At 39.6% G+C, this 15,037-nt stretch carries 16 protein-coding genes; 6 read left to right on the top strand and 10 right to left on the bottom strand.

The annotated features are described in order from the left end of the window. Positions 1 to 126: 126 nt before the first annotated feature. The 5 genes from JOC34_RS19335 to JOC34_RS19355 all read right to left on the bottom strand — a co-directional run bounded on the left by JOC34_RS19335 (position 127) and on the right by JOC34_RS19355 (position 5,170). The gene (locus JOC34_RS19335; protein ID WP_205138435.1) at positions 127 to 1,464 is read right to left on the bottom strand and encodes a gluconate:H+ symporter; all 1,338 of its coding nucleotides are present in this window, start codon (positions 1,462 to 1,464) and stop codon (positions 127 to 129) included. 260 nt (positions 1,465 to 1,724) lie between these two features. Next, complete coding sequence (locus tag JOC34_RS19340) at positions 1,725 to 2,108, bottom strand: hypothetical protein (protein WP_205138436.1); 384 nt, start codon at positions 2,106 to 2,108, stop codon at positions 1,725 to 1,727. A 15-nt stretch (positions 2,109 to 2,123) separates the two neighbouring features. Beyond that, on the bottom strand, positions 2,124 to 2,666 hold the full coding sequence (locus tag JOC34_RS19345; RefSeq protein ID WP_205138437.1) for an EndoU domain-containing protein: 543 nt from the start codon (positions 2,664 to 2,666) through the stop codon (positions 2,124 to 2,126). A gap of 136 nt (positions 2,667 to 2,802) precedes the next feature. Further along, a complete protein-coding gene (locus JOC34_RS19350; protein WP_205138438.1) occupies positions 2,803 to 4,266 on the bottom strand; it encodes a nicotinate phosphoribosyltransferase in 1,464 nt (487 codons plus the stop codon). 169 nt (positions 4,267 to 4,435) lie between these two features. Then, the gene (locus JOC34_RS19355) at positions 4,436 to 5,170 is read right to left on the bottom strand and encodes an SDR family NAD(P)-dependent oxidoreductase (RefSeq protein WP_205138439.1); all 735 of its coding nucleotides are present in this window, start codon (positions 5,168 to 5,170) and stop codon (positions 4,436 to 4,438) included. A 230-nt stretch (positions 5,171 to 5,400) separates the two neighbouring features. Here JOC34_RS19355 and JOC34_RS19360 point away from each other — a divergent pair, with 230 nt between their 5' ends. Then, a complete protein-coding gene (locus JOC34_RS19360; protein ID WP_205138440.1) occupies positions 5,401 to 5,736 on the top strand; it encodes a CHY zinc finger protein in 336 nt (111 codons plus the stop codon). Positions 5,737 to 5,836: 100 nt separating this feature from the next. Next, complete coding sequence (locus JOC34_RS19365; RefSeq protein ID WP_205138441.1) at positions 5,837 to 6,703, top strand: SDR family oxidoreductase; 867 nt, start codon at positions 5,837 to 5,839, stop codon at positions 6,701 to 6,703. 62 nt (positions 6,704 to 6,765) lie between these two features. On the opposite strand, the gene JOC34_RS19370 is transcribed toward JOC34_RS19365, so the two are convergent. From JOC34_RS19370 to JOC34_RS19385, 4 genes are all read right to left on the bottom strand, one after another. Then, positions 6,766 to 7,530 (bottom strand): ABC transporter permease, encoded by a 765-nt coding sequence (locus JOC34_RS19370; protein ID WP_205138442.1) that lies wholly within the window; start codon positions 7,528 to 7,530, stop codon positions 6,766 to 6,768. Then, a complete protein-coding gene (locus JOC34_RS19375) occupies positions 7,527 to 8,252 on the bottom strand; it encodes an ATP-binding cassette domain-containing protein (protein WP_205138443.1) in 726 nt (241 codons plus the stop codon). Before JOC34_RS19375 ends, JOC34_RS19370 begins: the two co-directional genes overlap by 4 nt. A gap of 310 nt (positions 8,253 to 8,562) precedes the next feature. Then, a complete protein-coding gene (locus JOC34_RS19380) occupies positions 8,563 to 8,883 on the bottom strand; it encodes a YolD-like family protein (protein ID WP_205138444.1) in 321 nt (106 codons plus the stop codon). A 1-nt stretch (position 8,884) separates the two neighbouring features. Next, positions 8,885 to 9,100: a hypothetical protein gene (locus tag JOC34_RS19385; protein WP_205138445.1), complete on the bottom strand. Its 216-nt coding sequence runs from the start codon at positions 9,098 to 9,100 to the stop codon at positions 8,885 to 8,887. A 213-nt stretch (positions 9,101 to 9,313) separates the two neighbouring features. On the opposite strand from JOC34_RS19385, the gene JOC34_RS19390 reads away from it, so the two are divergent. From JOC34_RS19390 to JOC34_RS19405, 4 genes are all read left to right on the top strand, one after another. Further along, positions 9,314 to 9,640, top strand: coding sequence for a hypothetical protein (locus JOC34_RS19390; RefSeq protein ID WP_205138446.1), 327 nt, complete (start codon positions 9,314 to 9,316; stop codon positions 9,638 to 9,640). 16 nt (positions 9,641 to 9,656) lie between these two features. Further along, entirely contained in the window at positions 9,657 to 10,460 is an 804-nt protein-coding gene (gene coaW, locus JOC34_RS19395) for a type II pantothenate kinase (protein WP_205138447.1), read from the top strand. A gap of 285 nt (positions 10,461 to 10,745) precedes the next feature. After that, positions 10,746 to 11,621 (top strand): ATP-binding protein, encoded by an 876-nt coding sequence (locus JOC34_RS19400; RefSeq protein WP_205138448.1) that lies wholly within the window; start codon positions 10,746 to 10,748, stop codon positions 11,619 to 11,621. 58 nt (positions 11,622 to 11,679) lie between these two features. After that, positions 11,680 to 13,599, top strand: a complete 1,920-nt coding sequence (locus tag JOC34_RS19405; protein ID WP_205138449.1) for a vWA domain-containing protein — start codon at positions 11,680 to 11,682, stop codon at positions 13,597 to 13,599. A gap of 57 nt (positions 13,600 to 13,656) precedes the next feature. Here JOC34_RS19405 and JOC34_RS19410 read toward each other — a convergent pair whose 3' ends face one another. Then, a complete protein-coding gene (locus tag JOC34_RS19410; RefSeq protein WP_205138450.1) occupies positions 13,657 to 14,883 on the bottom strand; it encodes a multidrug effflux MFS transporter in 1,227 nt (408 codons plus the stop codon). Between the last annotated feature and the right edge of the window lie 154 nt (positions 14,884 to 15,037).

Here is a 15,037-nt window from a genome sequence, read left to right on the forward strand (position 1 = left end):
ACAAATTAAATGGCCACAGCCCTATAGAATATAGGACTATGGCCGCCTAAATTATTTTATTATTTCCACTGTCTACTTGACAGGGGGCAGTTCAATTTAGACATATGGGGTTTATTAATATATTTGTTAAATAAACAAACTAAGTAACATGACAACACAAATACCAACAACTGAGGTTGTAAGTAACAGCAATCCCCATGTTTTAAATGTTTCCTTTATCGATAGGTTAAAGTATTCTTTAAACAGCCAGAACGATGCATCATTCACATGCGTGATCGTGTTACTACCTGCAGCCGTTGCTAGCACCATTAATACAGGGCTTACATCGAAGGTATGGATCAGCGGACCAACAATCCCTGCTGCTGTAATCGCAGAAACCACACCAGTACCTGTTGCAACCCGGAGCAATGCTGTAATAAACCACGCCATAATCAATGGTGATATCGTTGTATTCGCCATCATTGAAGCGATATAGTCACCAACACCAGAGTCCAGAATGACTTCTTTGAATGCGCCACCGGCACCAACAACAAAGATGATCATCGCAATTCCTTCAATTGCTTTTGAAAAAGAGCCCATAATTTCCGGCATCTTCCGACCAACACGCAAACCGAATGTGTAAACAGCTACTAAAACTGCAATTAACAAACTGACCTCAGCACTTCCCAGGAAATTAATGATTTCATGGAATAATGTGTCCTCTTTGATGAAAATATTAAAAATAGTTGCTGCTGTAATCATGATCGCTGGAATTAATGGAACAATTAAACTGATCGCAAATCCAGGCATCTCTTCATCCGTAAATTCTTTTGGTTTCTCCAAAAGTGGTGGTACAGGATGATCTAAATTACGCAACACCCGTGGTAAAATAATCCCCGCAGCAATCACGCCTGGTATAAAAACGATAATTCCCAAAATATATACCATGCCCATGTCAGCACCATATGCATCAACAAGTGCAGTCGGTCCTGGTTGAGGCGGGAATAAACTATGTGCCAGTGTTGTTGCCGCCACCATTGTAATTCCCAGCCGCATATATGGCACTTTCGCTTCGATTGCAATACTAATTACAAGAGGCGCTAAAATGATAAACGCAACTTCATAAAAAACAGAAATTCCAAAAACGGCCCCAACAACAATAAGCGCCCACTCTACGTTCTTCACACCAAACTTGTCCAACAATGTGGAAGCGATACGTTGAGCTGCACCTGAATCAACCATCAACTTACCTAATACCGCACCAAAACCAATAATCAGCGCCAAGCTCCCTAGCGTGCTTCCAAGTCCTGCTTTTATCGTATCCACGATGCTCGTTAATTGCATGCCATTTAACAGCCCAACAAATATAGCTGAAATAATCAGCGCAACGACACTATTAAGCTTCAATTTCATATTCAGAAATAAAAGCAGTGCAACCCCTAGCGCAACCGAAATAATCGGCATATTATGTATAAGCCAATCCAATTTTACTTCCCCCTAAAACGTAATAAGTTTAATAGATTTAGCGGACAGACACTCCTGCAAACCCTTTCTTAACCAGGAATCATTATACCATATTTACTAACCCTGACCCGTATTTTCTTGTGAAGTGTTTGTGTCTAATTTTTCACATAAACTTTTCATCGCACGTTCAAGGTAACATCTAAAAACGGGACTTCCACTGGATGAAAGTCCCTTTTACATGAAGGCGGTTTTCATAACAATCTTTTAGAAAACAGCCTACATTAACTTTTCGTATCAGAATCATTCATTCTTTTTTTAAATGCTGCTAATTCATCCAACCACATCACAATCAACGCTCTTAACTTCCGCGTATCTATCTCACACGGTAAGTAAGCATCAACACCGTCAAATTCGTCAAATAGATCATAGATCAAAGTTTTATCCGACTTAACTTCCAATTTACAACGATTGCCGCTTGACGTCGCATCATCTGTTTCTCCATCCAAGACACCATCAATTTCATTAAGAATAGCGGCATTCATGATTGGCGCATCAGCCATTAAAAACTCACCAACAATTGCCATGGCTGGATCATCAAAATAAATGGCCAAGCTTTTTCGTCTCATAGCGCCATTTTTTAAAGGAATTTCCTTAATTTGATACATTCATGATCACGCTCCTTAATAAACCGGGAATGCCGAAATAATTCTATCCTGCTCGTCAAGATACATCCGGATCACCATACCGTCTGACGTCAATCCTTCATATGTATTCCCGGATACTAACGTTTTCTCATTAAAGGATTCATTAATCGCATCAACGACTTGTTGGGCATTCCAATCCTCTGGAAATAAGGTAGACTTTCCGCCATTCGATGTTTTAGCGGTACCATTTACTTCAATCTTTGCTTCATATACACCAAATTCGTTTGGTTTTGTTTCTGTCCCTTGAATTACTTTTCCCTGTTTCGATGGCAAACCGTCATAATGAAAGCCTACCGCATCCCCATGTCTATTTATTTCCCCTTCCAGAATATGTTCCAGTGCGCCATTACGAAAATGGTCTGTATCCGTCAAATCGGAGATGGAGGTGATCTTAGAGGTCTCAGCATTCCGGCTTTCATCTATATGCGGATCATTATCCCATATGTCCTGCACCCCACAGGCAGTCAAAAGCAATAAGCTTAAGCATAAAATGACTGTCTTTTTAAATTTATTTTGCACTTGCTTCACATCCTGTTATTCCCTGGCAGTTAAGAAAGCATATACCTGTTTTCTTCTGCATAATTGAATGAAGACAATTATGCAGAAAGGCTGGTGAATGCCTAATTTGTCCCATGACAAAGCATTAGAAACGACCTTAATTTCCCATTCTTTTTTTCACTGTTTCTCTAACTTCTCTAATCGTGTCCATTTTGTTATCCCATGTTTTCTGACTTAAATCGACCGCATAATCTTCCGGATTAATTGTCCGTTTATATTCTTCCCAAAATAAGTCGAGTTGCTCTGTTGCATAAGCCTGCATCTCATAAAGGCTCGGGTTTTCATAAACTAATTCCCCGTCAACAAATATATCATGGTGCAACTTTTTCGCAGTGAAATCAGTTACATACTTACTAATATACGTGTGTATCGGATGGAACATTTTCAGCCGTTCCTCTTCATTTGGATGTTCATCTTCTAACGTGATGTAATCCCCTTCTGCACGATTGTTTAATGTGTTGATAATTCGATAAAGCTTCTTCACACCTGGCGTCGTTACTTTTTCCGGATTGCCTGATATTTTAATGGTGTTCTGCATGTTTCCCTGTTCATCTTCAATTGCAACAAGCTTGTACACAGCGCCTAATGCTGGTTGATCATACGCTGTAATCAGTTTGGTCCCAACACCCCAAACGTCTATCTTTGCACCTTGTGCCTGTAAACTTAAAATCGTCGACTCGTCTAAATCATTGGATGCATATATCTTTGTATCTTTAAATCCTGCTTCATCCAGCATGACGCGGGCTTCTTTGGAAAGATAAGCCATATCACCACTGTCCAAACGAATCCCTTCAAAATTGATTTTGTCTCCAAGTTCTTTCGCTACTTTAATCGCATTTGGTACACCAGATCGTATTGTATCGTACGTATCCACCAGAAAGACGCAATCTTTATGTCTTCTTGCATATTTTTTAAAAGCAGTATATTCATCTCTATATGCTTGTACCATGGAATGCGCATGTGTCCCTGATACCGGAATACCGAACAATTTCCCTGCCCTTACATTACTTGTAGCACCAAATCCGCCTATGAATGCTGCCCTTGTTCCCCAAATAGCAGCATCAAGTTCATGTGCTCTTCTTGTTCCAAACTCCATCAAAGGCTGATCGGCGACGATATGTTTAATTCTTGCTGCCTTCGTTGCAATCAATGTTTGGTAGTTCACAATGTTAAGTAAGGCTGATTCTATCAATTGTGCTTCAGCTAAGGAGGCCTCTACTCGTATAAGGGGTTCATTTTCAAAGACAATTTCCCCTTCACATACCGATTTCAGATTCCCATTAAACCGAACAGTTTTTAAATATGCAAGGAAATCCTCACCATAACCCATTTCTTCTTTTAAATAGGTTAAATCAGATTCACTGAATCGGAAATTTTTAATATAATCCATGATTCTTTCCAATCCCGCAAAGACCGCAAAACCAGCGCCAAATGGTATGTTTCTAAAATATAAATCAAATACTGCTCTTCGTTTGCAGATCTCGTCTTCCCAATATGTTTCTGCCATATTAATTTGGTACAAATCGGTATGTAATGCTAAACTATCGTCTATGTATGACATCAAACAAACCCCCAGAATTTTTCTTAATCTTATTTTCTCATTATACGACAGTTTTGTCACATGCGATGTCTTTTTGTCGAAACATATATAACAATGAGAAATGATCATGAAAAACAACTACTCCAACGGCACCCGTCAAGCAGTTGTTTTTCACTAAGTGAACAATATATTACTGCGCGGAATAACCACCATCGATGACTAATTCGCCGCCTGTGATGTAGGACGCTTCATCTGTTGCAAAGAACAATATAGCATTGGCAACTTCTTCGGGTTTTCCTAAACGTTTCATTGGTGTCGCATTGACCAGCATATCCATAGCATCTTTATACTCCGTGAGTGTAGCGGTCATTGGCGTTTCAATCACACCTGGGAATACGGTATTTACACGAACATTGAACCTTCCTAAGTCCGCCGCCGCTGCTCGTGCGATCGCCCGTAGAGAACCTTTTGATGCAGAATAATGGTTGAAGCCAGAACCAATAATTGCTGTATAGGAACACGTATTTACAATCGAACCGAAACCTGCTTCTTTCATATATTTTGAAACATGTTTAATTCCGAGAAATGGTCCAAATGAATTGATCTTATGCATGAGCGTCCAATCTTCCTCTGTAATTTGATCGGGCGTTTTTTCAGAGGAAATACCAGCATTGTTGATTAAAATATCGATGCGACCATATCGATCAACAACTGCCTTTGTTAATACTGCCCAGTCTTCATCGGAAGAAACATCTAATTTCATTCCTTCTACATTGTCTAACGCTGCGATTTTTTGTAAGTTTTCTTCATTAATATCCGCGGCAATCACCGTCGCACCTTCATCAGCAAATAATTTCACCATGGATGCACCCATGCCTGATGCTCCACCCGTAATGATAGCAATTTTATCTTTTAATCGATCCATTTTTATCTACCCTTTCATTTTTGGATATTAGTTACAATAAAATTATATACGCTTATCCACTGTTAGGGTTAGCAATTTAGCACACTTTATTTATGTGAATAATAGAAGTGTGACAACTTTGAGACATGAACATCTGAATCCAGTTAAGTTCCCTCAGATCATCACCTTGGGTTTTTTTCTTTATGTTACAATTACAGAAAATTACTTTGCTAGCTAAAGGAGCATCCTATATGAAAATTAGTGAATTTGATATTCAAGGTGCAATAGATCAAGAAACGCGTTGTAAACATTATCATTCGGAAAAAGATCTGATCGCGATAAAATTTTATTGTTGTAATACCTACTACCCCTGCTACCTTTGCCACGAAGAGCATGGTTGTGGACAACATACCGTTTGGCCAGCGAAGGATTTTGATCAAAAAGCAATTCTGTGCGGAAATTGTAAAACAGAATTAACCATCCATGAATATATGAACAACGAAAATACTTGCCCATCCTGTGGCACATTATTTAATGCCGGCTGTTCCCTTCATCATCATTTATATTTTGAAAAACTTCGCGAATAAACCCTTTGGCTTCTCCTTCATGTTTGTTTTCTTTTAAAAAGTGGTATTGCTTATAGTGACGCCATAAAGAACTCAAATTAATCAAGGAGGTAATTTTCTTATGGATCCTAGAGAAATGCAAAAGGGTCGTACGCCTCGACAACGACAAAGCAAACAACCTGGTATCGAATCAAAAATGGAGCCATTACCAGCGCAACCAACGAATTATAAAGGTTCGGATAAGCTAAAAGGAAAGAGTGCCTTAATTACTGGTGGCGATAGTGGTATAGGTCGGGCGGTTTCCATTTTATATGCGAAGGAAGGCGCTAACGTGGCGATTTCCTATTTAGATGAACATGATGATGCTGAAGAAACCAAGCAATTGGTAGAAGCAGAAGGCGTAAAGTGCTTACTATTACCTGGAGATATTAAAGCAGAAGATCACTGTATTGATCTTGTGGAAAAGACAGTAGCAGCATTTGGTAAAATTAATGTTTTGGTAAACAATGCTGCTATCCAATATGTACAGGAAGATGTCCTAGATATTTCGACGGAACAATTTGAGGAAGTATTCCAAGTGAACTTCTTTTCCCAGTTTTATTTAACCAAAGCAGCGCTGCGCCATATGCGGGCTGGTGATGCCATTATCAGTACTTCCTCGATTAACGCTTATCGTGGAAATCCGATCTTCATGGATTATTCAGCAACTAAAGGTGCCATTACCGCCTTTACAAGGAGTATTGCCCAAATCCTTGCTAAGAAAGGCATTCGAGCAAATACAGTCGCTCCCGGACCGGTATGGACACCACTTATTCCATCTTCCTTTGATGAGGATGGTGTAGAAAACTTTGGTCAAGATAGCTTAATGGGCCGACCTGGTCAGCCATCTGAACATGCATGGCCATATGTCATGCTTGCAGCAGATGAGTCATCTTATATGACCGGACAAGCCATTCATATTAATGGTGGATCATGGACATCCTCCTAAGATAAAAACAAGCGCAGCAAAGCTAACCCCTGCTGCGCTTGTTTTTATTTATTATTTAACCTTTAAACCTTATTATTTTTCCCTACCAACATTTGCATCCGCTGGTTAAACAATGTTGGATAAGATAGATAACCAAGCATGATACTCGTTATAATTGCTGATGTCATGACTAGAAACAAGATAAGCAATTGAAACTGAACTGCTTGTACTGGATCTGCACCTGCAATGATTTGACCACTCATCATACCCGGAAGCTGTACTAATCCAATCGTTTTCTGACTTTCAATTGTTGGAATGATACTAGCTTTGATGGAATCAGTAAGTTGGCGATGAATCGCCTGTTTGGGCGTTCCACCAAGAGATAGAATAAGTTCGGTTTCGTTCTCATGCGTTTCTACTTCCGATGTGAATCGATTAAGAAAGAGAATGGAAAGTACCATTGAGTTTCCAACAATCATACCACTGATCGGAATAATATATTGTGGTGTTGCTGGTGTAATACTCAAGCCGAGTAAAATCCCTTGCGTCAGAACTTCTATCGTGATAAACGTGATCACCAATTTCCACGTAATTCCTTTAATCGCGGCTCCCTTTTTTCTGGCGTTTTGTGTTGCTGCACCAATTATCAACAATACCATCAGTAAGATATATAATATATTTTCGGCATCAAACACATATTGCAATAGATAACCGACAATAAGTAATTGCACAATAGAACGTATAGCCGCAACTAACGTATCCTTCTCCAATCCAAGGTGAAGTGTTTTAGATAAAACGAGCGGAATAATGACGAAAATAAGTGCGAACGATAATGTAAGATAACTCATTCCACTTCCCCTTTCACAAATTGATTGACTGCATTGTTTTCGGGATTATCCAATAAGCCACTTTCACCTGATTCCATCAAACTCCCGTCCATCATAACCCACGTATAATCACCTATCGTGCGCGCCTGATGAATGCTATGTGTAATCCAAATAATTGTCGTTCCATAATCACGATTAATTTTCATAATAAGATTTTCAACATCTTTCTTTGATACACGGTCAAGTGAAGAAGTGATTTCATCAAGCAGTAGGATCTCAGGATTATTCACAAGGGTTCGCGCAATTGATAGCCGCTGGCGTTGTCCGCCAGATATTTCTTTCGCATCCTGATCCAATAACTGTTTATCCAAATCAACAACTTCCATCAGTTCATTTGCATGTTCTTCTGCCAATTGCTTTCCCTGAAGTTCCATTGGAAGGGCAAGATTGTTTCGTACACTGCCGCGGATCATCGTCGCATCCTGAAGTGCAAGTCCTACACCAAGGCGTAATTTCACTGGGTCATAGCTGTCAATATGCTTATCATGAAGATAAATCTCACCTGAATCCGGGGGTATTAATCCATTACATAACTTGAACAATGTTGTCTTTCCTGCGCCTGAAGGACCGACCAATGTTGTAATTTTACCTTTTACAAAAACACCGGTAATATCCTTTAGAATATGGGTTCCACCTGCAGAATAATTTACGTTTTTAAATTGTATTGCTGCATTGTCTGTCACTACTGTCACTTCCTTTAATCATTAATCTGCATGTGTTAAAACGGAAAATAGCACTTTCAACTATTGTAACCAGCTAGATGAAATCGTTGCATCATAAATCTATCTCACGCTGTTAAATATATCCAATTTATATATTAACATGAAACAACGCAATGAATGACTGTAGAATTACAAATTCCGAAGCCATTCATTGCACTATATCAGAAATCTTTTATCCCACTCAAAAAATCATCTAACAACGCGTCGCAAAATAAATACAAAAACAAGCATAATAAGCGATCGTTTTTTACCCTTTTTCTTCCCCACCTAGCTACAATATCGTTATATTTATTATATCGTGCAGGTATATATCATTTTCTTCAGAATCCAATTTCAAATCGTTTTTTAATGGATCAAACCTCAGCAGCTTGCCCTTAATCGTATGGTAATTGTGATCCATAAAATACGTAATTTCTACAGTAAGACCATCCATTAATGCAAGCTGCAGTATCCGATCAATTTCTATTTTCTGCTGCTCATCCAAGATTGGCTTTATTTTCTTTTCGTCTTCTTTCCAGAGCGCTTCTAGCATTTGATTATGCTCCGGGAGCATCATTGAAGTCCATTTCCGTGTTCCACGATCGTTAACCATGCTACGCACCTACCCCTTTTTTGGTTGGTCCAACAGACAAAATATTATTTAATCTGAACGTCCTGATCTGCCTACGATAATAACAAAAAGCTACAATGGAATGAACTTCCATCTGAATTACCCTGATAATCCTTTGCGTGACCCGATTGTCGCTATCCATATAATAGATCATAATTTTTTCTTTGTCGTGTAGCGAACGATTCATGAAATACATCATTTTAATAACTCCTTTATGGGATCGCTTGTTCCTTTATTATATAAGAACATTTGTTTGTTTTCAAGTGGGAATATATTGAAAAGACGAAGACTTCTTCCTACTTCAATACCTTCCAAATCAATTAACCCATCATCGCTAAATTGTGCTAATATAAACATAAGAAATATATTTTTTAAATTATCAAGTAACTTTTTAAAAAAATGAGGAAAACTTATGAACCAGTCAGCGGAATTTGTTTTTTTACAACCGATTTTCATTGCTTTTATTATTATTCTTTTGACGTTATTACTGATCATTGTTTTTCAAAAAACGCAGATTGCTAATCTTTTTACTCTTTTTAGTATTGGGCTTATTTCATCCATTATATCTGCCATCATGCTCTACATGAGCGGATATATTGTTGATGAATATGGCCTGGGTGGAGACACAGCAAGTTTCTTTATGTTTCTAGCAATTGTGGGGTTATCGATCGTTAATTTTTTCGTTTTTTTAATAAAAGATGGTTACTGGAAGCCCGATAAAATTGCCAATAATAAGTAGCAAAGGATGGATAAGGATGAACAGGATTGGAATAGATGCTGACGGATCGCTTGTTAAAATTGCTTATGAGGAAAACAGAAATTTACATACAAAAACCTATCCAATAGAAGAAATTTCTGCTTGTTTGGATTGGTTGCAAATGTTAGCCCCAGATGCCAAGCTGATGCTGGCCGGTGGCAAAAGTGCACATGTACAATCGAAGCTGCAACAGAAACATCAACATGTTGATGAATTTCAGGCGACTGTAGTTGGAACGCGTTATTTATTAACAAAAGAAAGAAAACATGCTCCTGATCAGTTTATCCAAGTTCATATCGGAACAGGAACTTCTATTTTTCATGTGATGCCAGATTCCTTTGAGCGCTTGCTTGGAAGTGGCATTGGTGGTGGCACATTGATGGGTCTGGGGAAACTTATTTCTGGAGAAAATAACTTTAACCAATTGCTCAAATTGGCTGCACAAGGACAATCCCAAAACAGTGATCTGTTAATTAGAGATATCTATGCACCAAGTCCATCTCCCCTAACAGGCAGTCTAACTGCAGCTAATTTCGGAAAAGCACACCTCAATGAAGATGCGTCTACAGCAGATCATATCGCAAGTCTGATTAGGATGATTGGCGAAACCCTCATACTGCTTGCATCTCAGGCCACTACTGCGCATCAGTTAAAGAGCATGGTGTTTACAGGTAGCACATTGAACGGCAACCAACCGTTAAAAACATGCATCAAGACTTTCCAAGAATTGGTGGACTTTAACCCCCTATTTCTGGATAAAGGGGCATATGTCGGAGCGATTGGAGCCTTGCTAGAGGCGTAAAATTTTGCAAAACACTTTTGCACTTCACCATGGTCCCTCATAACGGATCCATTACCTAGCTGGTAGTGAAGCAGTGCTCTTTCCATACTCGGCTAATAGTTCTTGAATTCATTTCCACGCCACTCCTTAAAAAGTTATACTTCATAGCTACAATCGAAATGAATTTATAAAAGGTGGCATCGAACATAAAAAAATATATAAAAAATAAAGAATAAGTATATGCCCCCAATCTTTTGCCTTACCCGCATATAACCCTTACAATTGTTATGAGGAAAGGGGATCACCATGAATACAAACTACAACTTACCAGAAAACATTACTGAAATTCTAAATGCAAACCAAAGAAAAAATGATGATACATTTACAACATTAATCCGAGAAGGTGGTTACGTGCCGCCACATCAAGAATTACTAATCGATGCGATTGTCGCCTTAAGCATGGGGAAAAATATTCTGCTCAAGGGACCAACAGGCTCAGGAAAAACGAAATTTGGCGAGACGTTATCCCATTTATTTCAACAGCCAATGTTCAGTGTGAACTGTTCGGTAGATCTGGACGCAGAGAGTTTGCTTGGCTTTAAAACATTGGCCTATGAGGATGAAAAACAAGTCATCGAATTTGTGCCTGGTCCCGTAACAAGTGCAATGAATAATGGCACGTTCTTATATATTGATGAAGTCAATATGGCTAAACCGGAGACATTGCCACTCATTAACGGTGTGTTAGATTACCGCAGAACGGTTACCAATCCGTTTACAAATGAAATTATCACGGCGAAGGAAGGCTTTAATGTCATTGCCGCGATCAATGAGGGATATGTTGGTACGGTCCCGCTGAATGAAGCATTGAAAAACCGCTTTATTGTGATTGACGTTCCATATATTGAGGGGGAACAATTAAAGCATTTGATTCAGACAAACACAACCCTAACCGACGAAACGACCATCAATCTTTTTGTAAAATTGTCCACTGACCTTATTCGTGCGGTGTCCCAAGGAAAGCTGTCAGAAGACGCCGCCTCAATCCGCGCCTTGCTTGATGCATGTGATTTAAGCCAACTCATTCCAGCAAAACGTGCCATTTTACGATCGATTGTGGACAAGCTGGAAGAAGAACGGGAAAAGGAATTTGTAATCAATTTAGCAGAAACCTATTTTTAAAGGAAATGCTTATAACAAAAAGAAGTCATGTTTTCGTTTTTAGAAAGGAGGAGGCTATATGAGGTTCAACCAGTGGATCGATACCAGTGTGGATACAAGTTTATTTTTATTACTACAGGATCTGTCCACCGTCCTGTCCGGTAACCCGGATTTGAAATTCGAATATTCCTTTGGCTCCTATATCGATATAACAAATAATATTGTAACCGGCAGCAGCATGTGGGATGTAGAGAACCAAGTGATCAAGGAATCCGGATATAAGTCAGATCTTTTCCTCAGAACCGTTGGCACACTTCATTATTCAGATGTCCAGGTCTTGAAAACCTATTTGCAGGATATCGATGAATCCAGTTTGCCGAAATTCGCTGCGCAGCTCGTAACGTTACTCGAAGATTTGCGTCTGGAAGAAATCATAAAAAAAGACCGCCCCGGTACGAAAAGAGATTTCACTAACCGGAAAAGGTATCTGAAGCATTTTTTCACGAACCAAATCGCCGCTACAAGCTTGAAACGAGATAACCAGCTTGGTGAATTGTTTTGTCTGATTTACTTACTGCTTCAGGCAGATACACCAGATCCACGTTTCCCGAAGGCGCATAAACAACAGCTTAATGAGCTGGAAAAATTAAAACCGCTCCTCTATGAAATATTCGAAGCGAAAAGAACGGCGGATATTACGAAGATTGCTATGCAAATTGTATCCCAATTAGAGTCAAACTATCAAGATAACATGAATGACTTTTTCACTTTCCCTATTTCTAAAATCAATCGGTTTGAGGAAAATACATTGTTTGATGAGCTCACACGAACCGACGAACTAGCAAATGAGGATAAAGAAGATATCAATGATCAGGATGAATTCATTGATGAGCGCTTTTCCACTTGGCATCGGGAAAATGAAAATAGCGATCGAAAACAAATGTTCCTGCAATTCGAACTCGAATCCGGGACCAAAACATCCATCATGGGTGGTGATACAAGGGAAACCGAGGACGGCAATGAAGCCATGGGAACTGTACAAGGCACTTCAGGTGAAAGTGATCAAAATGACTTTTCCGAACTGCCGTCGCTCGAAAAGAAAGCAGGTAGGAAAAGCAAAGATCACAGTGAGACTAGTTATGGCGAAGAAAATAAAAATGCTAAGCAGATTGTCAAACATGCACAGACCCCGTCTACAGCGGATCGGCAACTTTATCAAAAGTACGTCAATGGTATCGATGCTTACAAACGAAAGCTCGCAACTACAATAGAAAAAACGCTGGAGCATAAAAAGAATGCGCCACGTAAAGATTTAATTATTGGTCGCTTATCAAAGAAGCTACTTCCACTCGTCCTCGACGAAAATCCAAGAGTGTTTTACAAAAAATCCGAGGAATCAAAAGACATTGATGCTGTTTTCACGCTGCTTGTTGACTGTTCCGCGTCCATGCACAATAAAATGGACGAAACAAAACGCGGTATTGTCCTATTTCATGAAGTGTTAACCAAATTAAACATCCCCCACTCCATCGTCGGGTTCTGGGAAGACGCCAATGATGCAAAGGACGATTACCAGCCAAACTTTTTTCATATTGTTCATGATTTCAATGACTCCCTTTATCAAAACACCGGAGCCAACATCATGCAGCTGGAACCAGAGGAAGATAACCGAGATGGCTTTAGCATACGCGTCGCAACCAAAGAACTGGCAGCAAGAAGAGAAAAAAATAAGTTCCTGCTCGTATTTTCAGACGGGGAACCTGCCGCCTACAATTATGATCAGAATGGCATTGTAGATACAAACGTCGCTGTTGCAGAAGCACGCAAAAAAGGCATCGAAGTGATCGGCATGTTTTTAGCAGATGGCGAAATCGATGAACAGGAAGATATCACGATGAAAAACATTTACGGAAAAGAACGCTTGATGATTCCAAGTGTCGCAGAACTCCCAGAACATTTCGCACCACTGTTGAAGAAACTGTTGCTACGGACGATATAACGGGGACAGTCCCCCACCACGCTAACGCGTTAAAGCGATGGGGGACTGTCCCTATCATTAAATTTTCTCTTTTACTTTCACCATCGTTACATAAATCACAGCAGCCATCATACTACATGCAAAGATAACAATTCCCATTGGGACGGCTGTATGATCTCCGCCCATTCCTACAAGTGGTGAAACGAGGGCGCCACCACCAAAAGGAAGGATGCCAAGAAATGCCGAAGCACTTCCTGCTGCCTTTCCTTGGCGTTGCATACCAAGCGAAAAACAAGTCGTGTTCACCATTCCAACGCTAGACACAACAAGAAATAACGCTGGAAGTAAAATCCAAAATGAGAGGTTTAAGAGAACAACAAGTAACAACAAACAACTACCAATAAATGAAATGATAATGCCGGTCAATAATAGTTTCGCTTCCTCGATTTTATTCGCTAATCTCCCTGTTAATTGAGCAGCAATAATGATACCTACACCGTTCACCGCAAATATCAAGGAGAACTGTTGTGGCGACACCCCGTAAATATTTTGCAAAACGAATGGCGATCCAGCTATGTAAGCAAACATACTCATGGTAACAAAAGCCTGCGCCAACGCAATTCCCATAAATACACGATCCTTCAATAGATCACGAAACGTTTTAATGGTCGCTAATATGCCACCTTTTGATCGTTTCTCTACTGGAAGCGTCTCAGGTAAAGAAAAGATGACCGCAAGAAACATGAGAAACCCTATCAAACCCAAAATGAGAAATACCGCAGGCCAAGAGACCCAATTTAAAACCGCACCACCAAATATTGGAGCGAGAATGGGGGCAGCCCCATTCACTAACGCAAGCAATGCGATGAATTGCGTTAGCTCTTTACCATAGTACATGTCTCGTGCAGATGCACGGGCAATAACAATTCCCGCTGCTGCCGCAAAGCCTTGAATAAATCGTAAACCGACAAACATCCAAATGTTAGGGCTAAATGCGCAGAGAACGGATGCAATGATATAAATAATTAATGTAACCACGAGTGGACGGCGCCTGCCCTGAATATCACTTAACGGTCCAAACAGCAGTTGTCCGATTGCTAATCCTAATAAACAGGCAGTTATACTTAATTGTCCAAGCGATGCAGTGGTCTGCAGGTCATTGGTTACAATCGGAAGCGCAGGTAAATACATGTCCATTGATAATGGCCCAAACGCGGTGAGTGATCCTAATATCAGAACCATCCATACCTTATTAAAGCGTTTTGGGTTAGGTTGGTCATTGAGCTGTTTTTCTAAGGTATTCATCTTTAATTTCTTTCCCCTTTGTTATGTATATGTTTCTCTATAATAGACTATCTAAAAAAAGATTGCACGAACATCTTTGATCTGGAAGCGGAATTATTCAATTCCCTTCAAACAGACGATATAAGATCTCATAAAAATGCGACGGTAGCTAATC

The sequence above is a fragment of the Virgibacillus halotolerans genome, from assembly GCF_016908515.1.
GTDB lineage: Bacteria > Bacillota > Bacilli > Bacillales > Amphibacillaceae > Virgibacillus_M > Virgibacillus_M halotolerans.